Source organism: Bacillus cereus group sp. N12, from assembly GCF_016483575.1.
Classification (GTDB): Bacteria; Bacillota; Bacilli; order Bacillales; family Bacillaceae_G; genus Bacillus_A; species Bacillus_A toyonensis.
This window is the reverse complement of sequence record NZ_JAEHBO010000009.1, coordinates 91,095-104,308: the sequence shown is the minus strand read 5'-3', so window position 1 is coordinate 104,308 and position 13,214 is coordinate 91,095. Positions and strand designations below refer to the sequence as shown.

Here is a 13,214-nt window from a genome sequence, read left to right as displayed (position 1 = left end):
GTATCACTACGTTCTGTAAATCGTAAATACAGCTGTTTCTTTGTCTTTTTCGTCTAATGCTAATCCGAACATGAGGTCCTGCTCTTTTAACGTACGATTCAAACTATCAACAATTTTATACAAATCTGACGAATATTTAATACGCGTCGTTGATAGTACTTCGATTTTCTTCTCCATGAAAAAACTCCTCCGTTACACAAAAATTTCTAATTATAGAAGAACGCAATGCGGTTACAATAAGAGTACATTCTTTACAACCCCTGCTTCATCACCCATCTATTATAGCAGGACATGTACAGCAAAAAAAGGTTTCAAGTCGAAAACCAATACATTTTGTATACAAGAAGTAAGAAAAATAAAATTCCTCCTACCCACATTTTTTACGCCTGAAGTTCATAAGTACTTCAGGCGTATTTTTCTTCCAATTTTTATTCATTTGACGGTTCTTCTAATTGCACCAACAACTCTTCTAACGGTCCTTCATAAAGAGGTACATTAGGAATTGATTGTAAAAATCTTTTTCCATAGGAAGAACTCGTCAATCGACGGTCTAACACTACTACCGTCCCCGTATCAGTATTCGTTCGAATCAAACGCCCAAATCCTTGTTTGAAACGTAATATTGCTTGCGGGAGCGCTAATTTTGCGAATACGTCCTCACCTTGATTTTTTAGCCATTCACCTTTCGCTTCCATCATCGGCTGATGAGGAGGTGTAAAAGGAAGACGGACAATGACAAGGCAACTCAAGGCATCTCCTGGAATATCGATTCCTTCCCAAAAACTGCTCGTGCCTAACAATATTGACTTGTCGAACTCTTGAAACTTTCGAATTAAGCGACTTCGACTCCTATTGTTTACACTTTGTGTTAATAATAGATAGCCTTCTAATTCATCATTGCTTTTCAAATTCGCATACGCTTCTTTCAGCATTTCATACGAAGTGAATAAAACGAGCATTCTCCCTTTTGTAACTTTTGCTATCTTGGCAATATGTTCCGATACAGATTCAATATATTCCTCATTACTTACTCGCTTAATAAACGGTACATCCGTTGAAACCATTAATTTCATTTGTTTCTCATAATGGAATGGCGATTGAACCTGTAAAGTATTTGGAGCAAAATCATGTAAGCCAAGCTCTTCTTTTATATAGTCAAATGTATCGTTAACTGTTAATGTTGCAGATGTAAAGATAACACTCTTTTTTTCTGTTAAAAATTCATCAGCAAACCTTTCACCAATATGAACTGGTTGCGCGTATAAAATGGTTGAATGAATCGTTCCTTTCGTCTCCGTCTCCATCCAAGTTACATATGCATTTTTTTCCAATATGAGCAACTGTAATGATTCTGCCATCTTTCTCAGTAACCCACTTAAATGCATAAATTCACCCGTAACAACATGCATTTCCCACTCTAACTTACTTTGCAATATATCTACTTGTTTCTCAAATATGGTCACTATTCTTCTTAATTCATATACAAAACGATTTGTTAACTCAACAATACTATCCCACAACTTACCTTGCTCTACTTCCGTGTTATATCGATAAATGAGCGGCATATTGTTTGTTCCTTGTTCTTGCTTTGTTTGTTTAAATATAAAAGTACGTAACATTTGGAATAGTTCATCCGCATCAAATTTAAGTTCCTTCAAACTATGGCTTATCATACGGAAAGTAGAACGAGATGCTTGCTCTGATTTTTTCATCATTTTATATACTTTAGAAAGCACATCATCCGTTTCTAGTGTACCAAGTCGAGATAAAATCAATTGAAAATACATACAAGAGAACTGCTCACCTAGTGTTCTACTCGCAGCTTCTTCAATATGATGAGCTTCATCAAAAATTATATGTTCACATGAAGAAAACAGTGGTTCTTCACTTGAAAAATCTTGAAATAATAATGCATGATTTGTAATAACGATATCTGCAAATAAAGCTTTATTTTTCGCTCGCTGATAAAAGCATCGACTAAACCAATTACTTTGCATACCGCCCGGACTATACGCATCACTACAAATACGATTCCAAAGTAACTTTCCGCCCTCTGGAATATTTAATTCATCTCGGTCACCTGTTTCAGTTTTTAATAACCAAACTAAAATTTTCGCCTTCGTAAGTGCCATATCGTAATTTTTTTCTTCCTCTTGCAAAGCATATTCAAATTTATGTAAGCAAAGATAATGCTTTCTCCCTTTTAGAAGAGCTGTCTCAAATGAAAATGGCATTATTTTTTGCAATAACGGAATTTCTTTTTCAAGTATTTGTTGTTGAAGTTGTACCGTTTGTGTACTGATAACGACAGGTTCTTCTTTTTTATTCGCAAAATAAAGACTAGGAAGTAAATAAGCAAGAGTCTTTCCCGTCCCTGTACCTGCTTCAATAAGAGAAAAACGAGAATCTCTTAACGCCGTATATATCTCTTTCATCATCATTTGCTGACTTTCTCTTCTTTCAAACTTCGGCATATGTAATTCCAGTTTATCCATCGTTTTATTCAAGAAAGCATCAAATTTTAATGAATATGTTTCTCCAAGACTTAAGGAATAGTTCCGTTTTCTCAGTGCAATATTGCGATACACTTCATATTCCGCTTTTATTTCTTTACCATGCATTACTTTCTTTAAAATATTTTCAGAAAGCACATCAGCTATATCACTTTGGAAAACATCACTCAATTCATAAAGTGATTGTAATGTAACAAGTGGTAATTTTTCAATTTCATTTAAAAATTGTAAAAACAACTCTGCTGTCGCAAGAGCATCACTATCCGCACGATGTGGTTGATCGTGTTCGAGTTCATGTTTCTTAGCTAAATCACGTAATTTATAACTATCGGCTGTTGGCAAAAGAATTTGTGCCAATTCAACCGTATCGATTTTAGGACAATGTATTTCTGTATATCCAGCCTGCCTTAATTCTTCGTTTAAAAAATTCCAATCAAAGTGAACATTATGCGCAACGAAAGCGGCACCTTGTAATAGCTCAACAATCATCGGGGCTACATCTTGAAATAACGGGGCTTGTTTTACAAGACTTTCATCAATCCCTGTTAATTCTGTAATAAATACGGGAATCTCTCTCTTTGGGTTAACAAAAGATGAAAAAATTTCCAATATCTCTCCATCTTCTACTACAACAGCTGCAATTTGGGTAATTTTATCTTTCCCGTCTTTCCAGGAGTTTCCTGTCGTCTCTAAATCAACAACGACATAACGTTTACTCATATATGTAACACCTCAATTTCTTACCTTTCAAACAACAATAATTCATATAATGTTACTATACCACGTTTTATCTCATCTTAATGAAAAGATGCACAAAAAAGCTATCTCCTGATATAGAGATAGCTTTCCTCTTTTATAATATTGTACCAGCCTTTTCAGCACCTAACATTTCAACAATTTGATTTTGATCGTCTAACACTGCAATTTTTGGTTCTTGTTTATGAACCTCTTCTTCCGTAACTAAGCCATAACAAATTATAATTACTTTATCTCCCGGTTGTACAAGCCTTGCTGCAGCACCGTTTAAACAAATAACACCGCTACCGCGTTCGCCTTTAATAACATATGTCTCTAAGCGCGCACCGTTATTATTATTTACAATTTGAACTTTTTCGTTCTCTACAATATTTACTGCATCCATTAAATCTTCATCTATTGTAATACTACCTACATAGTTTAAATTTGCCTCCGTTACAGTTGCACGATGTAACTTTGCTCTCATCATTGTGCGAAACATAGATGCTCCCCCTTATTTAACCGTTAATGTTATATTGTCAATTAATCTTACATTTTCAAACTTAACTGCAATAGCTAAAATGATTCTTCCTTCCATTTTCCCTACTATTGCCAATGACGGATATGCATATAAATCCGCATAATCTACAGTACCTTTCGTATACGTCTCAATATGTTCTTTCACAAGATTTGTAATGATTTCTGAATTACGTTCGCCTGCCTCAATTCTTTCTTTCGCTATACATAGACTGCGGTATAAATGAGAAGCCTCTTCACGTTCTTCTTGTGATAAATACACATTACGAGAACTTTTTGCTAATCCATCTTCTTCTCTTACAATATCAACTGGTACGATCGTTACTGGAATATTGAAATCAGTTACAAATCCTTCAATTACAGCAACTTGTTGTGCATCTTTCATACCGAAATAAGCACGATTTGGCATTACAATATTAAATAATTTCATTAGTACAGTCGCAACTCCAGAAAAGTGACCAGGTCTTTGTTTTCCACATAATACGTCAGTACGCTTTACAACTTCTACTGTTGTTGTTTGTTCTGCCGGATACATTTCTTCTACACTCGGATAAAATAAATAATCCACACCGTTTTCTTTTGCTACACTTTCATCTCTCTCAATATCACGAGGGTATCGCTCTAAATCTTCGTTCGGCCCAAACTGTAGTGGGTTTACAAACACACTTAAAACTACAATTTCATTTTCTTCTCTTGCCTTGCATAATAAAGTAGCATGCCCTTCATGTAAATACCCCATCGTTGGAACAAAACCAATATTCTTTCCACTTGTACGAAGTTCGCTCGTAATTTGCTGCATCTCTTGCACTGTAGTTATGATTTTCATTACTGTTTTCCCCCGTATAACGCTAAGCATTCTTCTTCTTTCATTGTGAACGAATGTTTCTCTTCAGGAAATTGCCCTGTCTTCACTTCAGCAACATATTGAGAAATCCCACGTACAATTTCCTCTTGAACAGACGTATACTGTTTTACGAATTTCGGAACACGATTTACCCCATATGAGATGAGATCATGATATACAAGAACTTGCCCATCTACTTTTTGTCCCGCTCCAATCCCTATTATTGGAATTGTTAATTGCTTCGAAATTAATTCTGCTAACTGCATTGGCACACATTCTAACACAAGTGCTATCGCACCAGCTTCCTCACATTTCTTTGCATCGTCTATTAATTTCTTTGCACTTTCAGCATCTTTTCCTTGCACTTTATATCCACCCAATACTCCCACAGATTGAGGAGTTAAACCTAAATGCGCTACGACAGGAATTCCTGCATTCGTTAAATAATGAATCGTTGATATAACTTCTCCAGCACCTTCTACTTTTAGTGCATGTGCTCCGCTCTCTTGAACGATGCGGCGTGCATTCACCATCGTTTCTTGTAACGATATGTGATAAGACATAAACGGCATATCAGTTACAATAAATGTTTCTTTCGCTCCGCGGCGTACAGCTTTCGTATGATGAATCATATCCTCTACTGTTACAGGTACTGTTGAATCATATCCGAGTACAACCATCCCAAGAGAATCTCCAACTAAAATCATATCGACTTCAGCTTCTTCTGCTAATTTAGCAGAAGGATAATCATACGCCGTTAGCATCGTAATCGGCTCACCTTGCTCTTTCATCTTCAAAAAATCTGTTTTTGTTTTCAAAAACTACTCCTCCTTTATACAGGAGAGAGGCGATGGCCGAAATCATATAAAAAACCCCTCTGGCCATAAAAGGGCAGAAGGGTTGTGTGTTAGTCGGCATTATTCATCCCTCTGTCCCAGTCCGTTATTGGATCAAGGCAGAATCCAAGTTATTATTTTTTGTACTGCTTCGAATCATGGTGCAGTTCGCTCTGATACTGCCCACATTCGAACTAATTATAGCAAACTACAAAAAGAAATTACTACATTTTTTTGAAAAAATAATTTTTTATTTCCATTACGGTATGTGAAATTTAATTAGATAGTGTATATGCTATCTAGTTTTCACAGAGAATTCAGTCCTAAAAAATAAGTGGGTGTGTTTCTCATACATACCTTACAACTCCAAGTTAATTTCTTTTGTAATCCATTTAAATGCGAAAAATTGATTTAAAGATACTGATATTTTATTTGACTGTATAGTATAAGCCTAAAACTAATGATGCAGATTAATTGAAGAAAAGCACTTAGAAAAGGAGAATTGCGAATGTCTATGAACAAGTGGTTATTTCCATTACTCGGTTTGTTTGTAATGATTGTGAGTGTGATAACTTTAGACTCCATCAACGTAGTTGCCTCAGCTAACGTCGTAACACAACCTATTGAGTCAACGAAAGTGATTGAAGTCGAACTGAACGATGATTACTTTAATCCGAATGTCATCACTATTCCGATTGAAGAAACAACAACATTGTTATTAAAAAATAAAGGTAAGAACGAGCACACCTTTACAGTGAAAAAACTCGGAATTGACGTCGTAGTTGAGTCAGGAAAAGAAAAAAACATTACCATAAAACCTAAAAATACTGGTACATATGAATTAATATGTAGATACCATCTCCTTAAAGGAATGGAAGGAAAAGTAATAATCAAATAATAAGCAGCGCTAATCGAACGTTACTCTACATACAACTTAAGTTGTAAAAAGTATATTGTCACATTACAAAGCCTACTCAAAAATGTTGAAATAAAAAAGAAGTTCCAAAAAAGGAACTTCTTTTACTTCATTTCGATATCCGCAGAATGAATATGATGTATTTTCCCTTCATGGTCCTCCAGAAGCAATACACCCTCTTCTGTAATCCCTTTTGCTAGCCCCGTAATCGTCTGTCTCATCGTTCGGGCAGTAATTTCTTTCCCGATGCTCACAGCGTAACTTTCCCAAAGAATTTTAATTACAGAGAAACCATTTTGTAAATACTCTTCATATAATTTTTCTAGTTGTAAAAAGATTTGTTGCATAAGTTCCGCACGAACAATTGGCTTACCTGATTCAATCGCTAAAGAAGTGGCAATTTGCTGAATTTCCTCATCAAAATGTTCTTGTTTTTGATTCGCATTAATACCAATTCCCATAATGACAGCATTGATTTTATCAGGATCCGCTTGCATTTCTGTTAATATACCTACAGCCTTTTTACCTTGAATTAAAATATCATTCGGCCATTTAATTCCTACATTTACACCTGTGCATTTTTCAATTGCTTGTGCAACGCTAACAGCCGCTAGCAGAGTGAGCTGCGGGGCATGATGAACCGGGATCGATGGACGCAAAATAATACTCATCCAAATTCCTGTTCCTTTTGGCGAATGCCACTTTCTACTTAAACGGCCTCTACCTGCAGTTTGCTCTTCCGCAACGACAATTGTTCCCTCTTCTACTCCTTCATAAGCAAGTTTTGCTGCAATATGCTGAGTAGATTCAACTGATTCTTCAAAATAAACCGTTCTACCGATACGCTCTGTTTGTAATCCTAACTGAATTTCATTAGCAGTTACTTTGTCTGGCTTACCCGCAATGCGGTAACCTAATCGACGCACAGCTTCAAGTTCATATCCCTCATTCCGAAGGTCCTCCATATGTTTCCACACAGCGGTTCTTGAACAACCAAGTTTATCACTAATTGTTTGGCCAGATACAAACTCTCCATCCGCTTCAGAAAAAACTTGCAACAACTGCTTTCTTATAGTAGATTGCATCTTTGCAGCCACTCCCTTATACTCTCTTTCTCATTAACTACATTTCCTTGTACGATCGCTTCTTCGATTTTTTGAAGCATTTCAGCAACCCACGGACCAGGCTTTTTATTCGCCCAGTTTAATAGATCATTCCCACTCACATTCATTTCTTGACGACCCTTGATTGGCAATGCATGAAACATTGATTGTACTCGTTTAACAGATGTAGGGTTATAGTTTTCAATCATCGCTTCATATACTCTCTCTGCCATTTCAGCGATATGAATTCCCGTTTTATAAAGAAGGACTGTATCCCAATCCTTCTCCTTTCTCGTACGAATTGTTAATAAAACTGCGACAATATCTTTTATTTTTTTATTCGAAAACTTCCATTGACGTAAAAATACAGATGGATGCTCTTCTCCGATACAATATAAGAAAAATGCCCATGCCTCAATGTCTGTTTCAAAAGAATCCCATTTATACTGCGTAGCTTTTAACAGTCTCTCTTCTGACATTTGTAAATAGGGCAAATGAGAAAATAACTTCGTCTCTACTAATTCTTTGAGGCCCTTCACACAATAGGTACCAGTTAACAGTTTCTCAAACTCTACTGTGATGCGCTCAATTGCTATATGTTCTAGCAAGTGTCCATACGTTTCAATCGCTTGCTTCGTTTTTGTTTCTAAAGAAAACCCTAACGTACTTACAAACCGAATGCCACGTATCATTCTTAGTGCGTCTTCTTGAAAACGATTCGCTGCATTTCCAACTGTTACAATTTCTCTCTTTTGAATCGCTTCCTGCCCAGCAAATAAATCCACTATTTCGCCTTCTTCTGTCATAGCAATCGCATTCATTGTGAAATCACGACGTTTTAAATCCTCTTCTAATGAACGAACAAATTGAACACTACTAGGTCTTCGAAAATCTTCATATTCGCTTTCTGTTCGAAAAGTGGTTACCTCATAAGGTTCACCATTTTCTACAACAATTACAGTTCCATGCTCAAGACCAACAGGAACATGTCTTGGGAATATATCCATTACTTCTTCTGGTAAAGCAGATGTCGCAATATCAATATCTCCAATCGGCCTATCGATAATAAGATCTCGTACGCTCCCACCAACAAAATAAGCCTCATGTCCTTGTTGTTTTAATATCTCAATAATAGAACTAGCTTTTTTAAATCTTTCCATTTTTGTCATCCCTTAGTATGTCATAGTAAATTGCTTCATATTGTGAGACGATTTTTTCTGAGCGGAACTGCTCATAAACACTTTCTCTTGCTCGCTCTCCCATATTACGGTGAAGCTCTTCATTCTTTAATAGCTGAATGGCTTGATTGGCCACACCTGTTGTATCGCCAACTTCACATAAATATCCTGTTTCACCATGTTGAATGACTTCTGGAATACCTCCAACCCTTGTTCCGATACAAGGTACACCACACGCCATCGCTTCTAATAAAACAAGACCAAAACTTTCCTTCTCTGATAGAAGCAACATTAAATCACTCATCGCAAGCAGTTCTGCAACATTATCTTGCTTCCCTAGGAATAAAACGCGATCTTCAATATGTAAATTCTTCACTATCTGTAAAATTGTACAAAATTCTGGTCCGTCTCCAACAAGAAGCAATTTCGCATCAACTTCTTTAGCAACTTTAGCAAATGCCTGAACAACATCCTGCACACGTTTCACTTTACGGAAATTTGAAATGTGAATAAGTACCTTTTCACTCTCACTTATACCGTATTCTTTCTTTAATTGAGACATATTACGCTTGAAATATACACGTTCGTCTATAAAGTTATATACCGTTTGAATGTCTTTATTTGGTTTTACAAGCTCATGCGTTTCGTCAATTAATGAATGCGAGACAGCAGTAACAACATCAGACTGCTCAATACCAAAACGAATTAAATTATTTAACGAAGGGTCGGAACCTAACACAGTAATATCTGTTCCATGCAAGGTTGTAACAATTTTAATACGCTCACCAATCATTTGTTTCGCTAAATAAGCACAAATTGCATGCGGTATTGCGTAATGCACATGTAAAATATCAAGACTTTCTCTTTGTGCAACCTCTGCCATTTTACTCGCTAACGCTAAATCATATGGTGGATATTGAAATACAGAGTATTGATTCACCGTCACTTCATGAAAATAAATGTTTGGATACACTTTATTTAATCGAAATGGTAAACCCGATGTAATAAAATGAATTTCATGCCCGCGTTCCGCCAATTGCTTTCCTAATTCTGTTCCAACAACTCCAGAACCACCTACAGAAGGATAACATGTAATACCTATTTTTAATTTCATTTACATCCCCCTATTAAATCAGCATGTAATAAAACCGGTTTCTTACTCATAAATCCTTCGGCATACAAGACTCCAACTTCTTTCCCAAACATCTTCTCACGAGCGACCACAGTTTCAACGTAACCTTCTGTTAACGGCGTCTTAACACCATCACTCCCTGTTGAAAACTGACTTTCATACGCTTCTAATGCTTCCACTTTTTGCGATAGGTACTCACTAATATCTATACAAAAATTCGGTTTATGAAAACCATTAATCATATAATTATAAAAAGACTCCACACGATGTGGTGGAAGTTCTGGCATATATTTACGGATTCCTGCTGAAAAAATAGCCTCTTCCACAAGCTTTGCACAATTTGCATGATCTGGATGACGATCTTCATCGTATGGTGCAAAAACGAGTTTTGGTTTATATGTACGGATCACCTTTACAATTTCACGTATAAACTCTTCTTTCATATACAAACCACGATCTGGCATCGCTAAATTCAGTCTCGTTTTTACTCCCATTATACGAGCTGCGATCTTTGCTTCTTCTTTTCTCAACTCTATCGTTCCATTTGAAGAAAGGTCAGCTTCTGTTAAATCACAAATACCTACTTCAAACCCTTGCTTCGTATATTTTGCAATGGTACCTGCCATGCCGATTTCAACATCATCAGCATGAGCACCAAACGCTAATATATGTAATCCACTCATAATTGTTCCCCTCATTTTCTTAACTTGCGATAATCTAAATCCCCTCGTTCTAATGCGTGCATTAACATTTCAGCACTTGCCATGTTCGTTGCAAGTGGAATCGCATATACATCACATAAACGAAGTAATGCATTTACATCTGGCTCATGCGGCTGAGCAGTTAGTGGATCTCGGAAAAAAATCACCATATCCATATCGTTTTTTGCAATCATGGCACCGATTTCTTGATCGCCACCAAGAGGACCCGACTGATATCTTGTTACAACTAAGCCAGTTGCCTCCATAATGCGAAGTCCTGTCGTTCCTGTTGCAAACAATTCATGTTTTTCAAAAATTGGTTTATATGCGTACGCAAACGAAACCATGTCATTTTTCTTTTTGTCATGTGCGATTAAGGCAATTTTCATCCGTTGTCTCCCCTTTAGTCGATAATGTTTTCTAAACCGTACACAAGATGATCAATGTTCATTACTGTTTCAATTGATAATTTTACACCTGACATAAATGATGCACGATTGAATGAATCATGGCGAACCGTTAACATTTGTCCATCCCCGCCGAACATTACTTCTTGGTGTGCAATAAGTCCCGGTAAACGTACACTATGAATGTGAATACCGTCTACATTTGCACCACGAGCACCTTCTAGTTGCTCTACTTCGTTTGGATGACCTTGCTGCTTTGATTCACGATTTTGACGAATTAATTCTACTGTTTTGACAGCTGTACCAGATGGTGCATCTAATTTTTGATCATGGTGTAATTCAATTACTTCAACATCTTGGAAGTACTTCGCTGCCATTTGTGAAAATTTCATCATAAGAACTGCACCAATTGCAAAGTTTGGAGCGATAATTGTTCCTACTTTATTATCTTTTGCATTTTCTGTTAATTGCTTTAGTTCTTCTTCCGTAAATCCAGTTGTACCAATAACAGATCGAAGTCCACGTTCAACTGCAAGTGTCACATGTTTCTTTCCAACTTCTGGTGTTGTTAAATCTAATAATACATCTGCTTCCACTTCATCTAAACAAGTATGTAAATCTGCGTAAATCGGTGTATCTAACATCGGCATACCAGGTAAGTCTGAAATCTTTTCTCCACCGTGCTTATAGTCTACTGCTGCTACTAAATTGAAATGTTCTGTTCTTTCCATAAGAAGGACTGCTTCATGTCCCATACGCCCTCTTGGTCCAGCGATAATTACTTTAATTTCTTTCATTATTCTTTCTCTCCCTCATCAATGCGTGTCCAGCGATCTTTATCACGTGTATTAAATTTTTCCATTACAATGTTATGCGCTGTTTCTAAATCAATATTTAAACTATTTGCCATACAAATCATAACAAACAATACATCTCCAAGCTCTTCTTCAATACTACGTTCTGTTTCAGTTGTTTTCTTCGGTTTCTCACCGTAGTAATGGTTTACTTCCCTCGCAAGCTCTCCCATTTCTTCCGTTAAACGAGCCATCATTGCAAGCGGACTGAAATAACCTTCTTTAAACTGACCAATATATGCATCTACTTCTTTCTGCATATCTTTCATCGTTTTTGCTTCCATACTAATCACCTCTAATCCTTCCTCTTTCATGTTAGCCAATTCATCGCGATTTGACAAATATTATTCCCCGCCAAACACCTATTTGCGACCCTTTTTTGGATAGACTATAATGAAGTGAAACTTTCTTTTGCGGTTTTGGCAAAAAATCAGCTAAAATCAATTGTTTTTTTATAGCCTTCGCTATTTTTATTAACAACTAGAAATTACTTATCATTATGTTTTACCGTTTCAGCGGAGCAATGCAATCTACATAATTAGGGGGATTTCTATATGACATCGAGTTTGAAGATTCGAAATATCATTTTCATTTTAATCGGTTCCGCTATTTTTTCTTTCGGTATTGTGAATATCAATATTGAAAATCACCTTGCAGAAGGTGGATTTACCGGTATTACACTATTATTGTATTTTCTATTTAAGTTTGACCCTTCTTATTCAAACTTAATTTTAAATATCCCTATATTTTTTATTGGTTGGAAGTTACTCGGAAGAACGACATTTATCTATACACTAATCGGCACATTCAGCGTATCTTTATTTCTATGGATTTTTCAGCGTTACGACGTTCTTAACTTACATTTAAACTTACAAAATGATATGACACTCGCGGCTTTATTCGCCGGGGCATTTATCGGTATCGGTCTTGGCATAATATTTAAATATGGGGGGACTACTGGCGGTGTAGATATTATCGCAAGACTCGCTCATAAATATGTTGGCTGGAGTATGGGGAAAACAATGTTTATGTTTGATGCTATCGTCATTATCGTCTCTATTCTTACCTATTTATCATACCGCGAAGGCATGTATACGTTAGTTGCTGTTTTTATCGGAGCGAAAGTCATTGACTTTATGCAAGAAGGAGCCTATGCGGCAAAAGGAGCAACTATTATCTCAGATAAAAACGATGAAATTGCTGCCCAAATTTTATCTGACATGGAGCGCGGAGCAACCTTTTTAAAAGCTGTTGGATCGTATACGAAAGTGGAACGGAACGTATTGTATTGCGTTGTCGCTAAAAATGAAATCGTGAAATTAAAAAATATTATTACTTCTGTAGATCCTCATGCCTTTGTTGCTGTAAGTGACGTACATGATGTAGTTGGTGAAGGTTTTACATTAGATGAAAATAAAAATCCGTTACATAATTAAATTCAACTAGAAAAGCTCTTTA

At 36.4% G+C, this 13,214-nt stretch carries 14 protein-coding genes; 2 read left to right on the top strand and 12 right to left on the bottom strand.

The annotated features are described in order from the left end of the window. Positions 1-6 precede the first annotated feature (6 nt). The 5 genes from JDS92_RS07520 to panB form a co-directional block, all read right to left on the bottom strand. A complete protein-coding gene (locus JDS92_RS07520) occupies positions 7-177 on the bottom strand; it encodes a YpmA family protein (protein WP_000412179.1) in 171 nt (56 codons plus the stop codon). A gap of 251 nt (positions 178-428) precedes the next feature. After that, a complete protein-coding gene (dinG, locus tag JDS92_RS07515) occupies positions 429-3,233 on the bottom strand; it encodes an ATP-dependent DNA helicase DinG (RefSeq protein ID WP_000044972.1) in 2,805 nt (934 codons plus the stop codon). A 133-nt stretch (positions 3,234-3,366) separates the two neighbouring features. Then, on the bottom strand, positions 3,367-3,750 hold the full coding sequence (gene panD, locus JDS92_RS07510; RefSeq protein ID WP_000490175.1) for an aspartate 1-decarboxylase: 384 nt from the start codon (positions 3,748-3,750) through the stop codon (positions 3,367-3,369). Between the two features lie 12 nt (positions 3,751-3,762). Then, positions 3,763-4,611 (bottom strand): pantoate--beta-alanine ligase, encoded by an 849-nt coding sequence (gene panC, locus JDS92_RS07505; RefSeq protein WP_199631736.1) that lies wholly within the window; start codon positions 4,609-4,611, stop codon positions 3,763-3,765. Continuing rightward, the gene (gene panB / locus JDS92_RS07500) at positions 4,611-5,447 is read right to left on the bottom strand and encodes a 3-methyl-2-oxobutanoate hydroxymethyltransferase (protein WP_000851101.1); all 837 of its coding nucleotides are present in this window, start codon (positions 5,445-5,447) and stop codon (positions 4,611-4,613) included. The genes panC and panB overlap by 1 nt, the downstream gene beginning before the upstream one ends. Before the next feature lie 526 nt (positions 5,448-5,973). On the opposite strand from panB, the gene JDS92_RS07495 reads away from it, so the two are divergent. Then, the gene (locus JDS92_RS07495) at positions 5,974-6,363 is read left to right on the top strand and encodes a cupredoxin domain-containing protein (RefSeq protein ID WP_052943515.1); all 390 of its coding nucleotides are present in this window, start codon (positions 5,974-5,976) and stop codon (positions 6,361-6,363) included. A 122-nt stretch (positions 6,364-6,485) separates the two neighbouring features. On the opposite strand, the gene JDS92_RS07490 is transcribed toward JDS92_RS07495, so the two are convergent. Genes JDS92_RS07490 through JDS92_RS07460 form a run of 7 tightly spaced genes read right to left on the bottom strand, consistent with a single transcriptional unit; the run spans position 6,486 to position 12,040 of the window. Continuing rightward, entirely contained in the window at positions 6,486-7,466 is a 981-nt protein-coding gene (locus JDS92_RS07490; RefSeq protein WP_001192037.1) for a biotin--[acetyl-CoA-carboxylase] ligase, read from the bottom strand. Then, entirely contained in the window at positions 7,451-8,644 is a 1,194-nt protein-coding gene (locus tag JDS92_RS07485; protein WP_199631735.1) for a CCA tRNA nucleotidyltransferase, read from the bottom strand. The genes JDS92_RS07490 and JDS92_RS07485 overlap by 16 nt, the downstream gene beginning before the upstream one ends. After that, positions 8,631-9,776: an N-acetyl-alpha-D-glucosaminyl L-malate synthase BshA gene (gene bshA, locus JDS92_RS07480; RefSeq protein ID WP_000768312.1), complete on the bottom strand. Its 1,146-nt coding sequence runs from the start codon at positions 9,774-9,776 to the stop codon at positions 8,631-8,633. The genes JDS92_RS07485 and bshA overlap by 14 nt, the downstream gene beginning before the upstream one ends. After that, positions 9,773-10,477 carry a bacillithiol biosynthesis deacetylase BshB1 gene (gene bshB1 / locus JDS92_RS07475; RefSeq protein WP_000015657.1) on the bottom strand — a complete coding sequence of 235 codons (705 nt, stop codon included), beginning with the start codon at positions 10,475-10,477 and terminating at the stop codon, positions 9,773-9,775. The genes bshA and bshB1 overlap by 4 nt, the downstream gene beginning before the upstream one ends. Positions 10,478-10,488: 11 nt before the next feature. Beyond that, positions 10,489-10,884 carry a methylglyoxal synthase gene (gene mgsA / locus JDS92_RS07470; RefSeq protein WP_000684760.1) on the bottom strand — a complete coding sequence of 132 codons (396 nt, stop codon included), beginning with the start codon at positions 10,882-10,884 and terminating at the stop codon, positions 10,489-10,491. A 14-nt stretch (positions 10,885-10,898) separates the two neighbouring features. Next, positions 10,899-11,699, bottom strand: a complete 801-nt coding sequence (dapB, locus tag JDS92_RS07465) for a dihydrodipicolinate reductase (RefSeq protein ID WP_000658815.1) — start codon at positions 11,697-11,699, stop codon at positions 10,899-10,901. Continuing rightward, positions 11,699-12,040 carry a nucleotide pyrophosphohydrolase gene (locus JDS92_RS07460; protein WP_044810165.1) on the bottom strand — a complete coding sequence of 114 codons (342 nt, stop codon included), beginning with the start codon at positions 12,038-12,040 and terminating at the stop codon, positions 11,699-11,701. The genes dapB and JDS92_RS07460 overlap by 1 nt, the downstream gene beginning before the upstream one ends. A gap of 270 nt (positions 12,041-12,310) precedes the next feature. On the opposite strand from JDS92_RS07460, the gene JDS92_RS07455 reads away from it, so the two are divergent. Beyond that, the gene (locus tag JDS92_RS07455) at positions 12,311-13,192 is read left to right on the top strand and encodes a YitT family protein (protein WP_000204285.1); all 882 of its coding nucleotides are present in this window, start codon (positions 12,311-12,313) and stop codon (positions 13,190-13,192) included. Positions 13,193-13,214 lie beyond the last annotated feature (22 nt).

Bases quoted from the DNA above. Each gene is read 5' to 3' on its own strand.
- JDS92_RS07520 (WP_000412179.1), bottom strand. From the start codon at position 177: ATGGAGAAGAAAATCGAAGTACTATCAACGACGCGTATTAAATATTCG.
- dinG (WP_000044972.1), bottom strand. From the start codon at position 3,233: ATGAGTAAACGTTATGTCGTTGTTGATTTAGAGACGACAGGAAACTCC.
- panD (WP_000490175.1), bottom strand. From the start codon at position 3,750: ATGTTTCGCACAATGATGAGAGCAAAGTTACATCGTGCAACTGTAACG.
- panC (WP_199631736.1), bottom strand. From the start codon at position 4,611: ATGAAAATCATAACTACAGTGCAAGAGATGCAGCAAATTACGAGCGAA.
- JDS92_RS07495 (WP_052943515.1), top strand. From the start codon at position 5,974: ATGTCTATGAACAAGTGGTTATTTCCATTACTCGGTTTGTTTGTAATG.
- JDS92_RS07490 (WP_001192037.1), bottom strand. From the start codon at position 7,466: ATGCAATCTACTATAAGAAAGCAGTTGTTGCAAGTTTTTTCTGAAGCG.
- JDS92_RS07485 (WP_199631735.1), bottom strand. From the start codon at position 8,644: ATGGAAAGATTTAAAAAAGCTAGTTCTATTATTGAGATATTAAAACAA.
- bshA (WP_000768312.1), bottom strand. From the start codon at position 9,776: ATGAAATTAAAAATAGGTATTACATGTTATCCTTCTGTAGGTGGTTCT.
- bshB1 (WP_000015657.1), bottom strand. From the start codon at position 10,477: ATGAGTGGATTACATATATTAGCGTTTGGTGCTCATGCTGATGATGTT.
- mgsA (WP_000684760.1), bottom strand. From the start codon at position 10,884: ATGAAAATTGCCTTAATCGCACATGACAAAAAGAAAAATGACATGGTT.
- dapB (WP_000658815.1), bottom strand. From the start codon at position 11,699: ATGAAAGAAATTAAAGTAATTATCGCTGGACCAAGAGGGCGTATGGGA.
- JDS92_RS07460 (WP_044810165.1), bottom strand. From the start codon at position 12,040: ATGGAAGCAAAAACGATGAAAGATATGCAGAAAGAAGTAGATGCATAT.
- JDS92_RS07455 (WP_000204285.1), top strand. From the start codon at position 12,311: ATGACATCGAGTTTGAAGATTCGAAATATCATTTTCATTTTAATCGGT.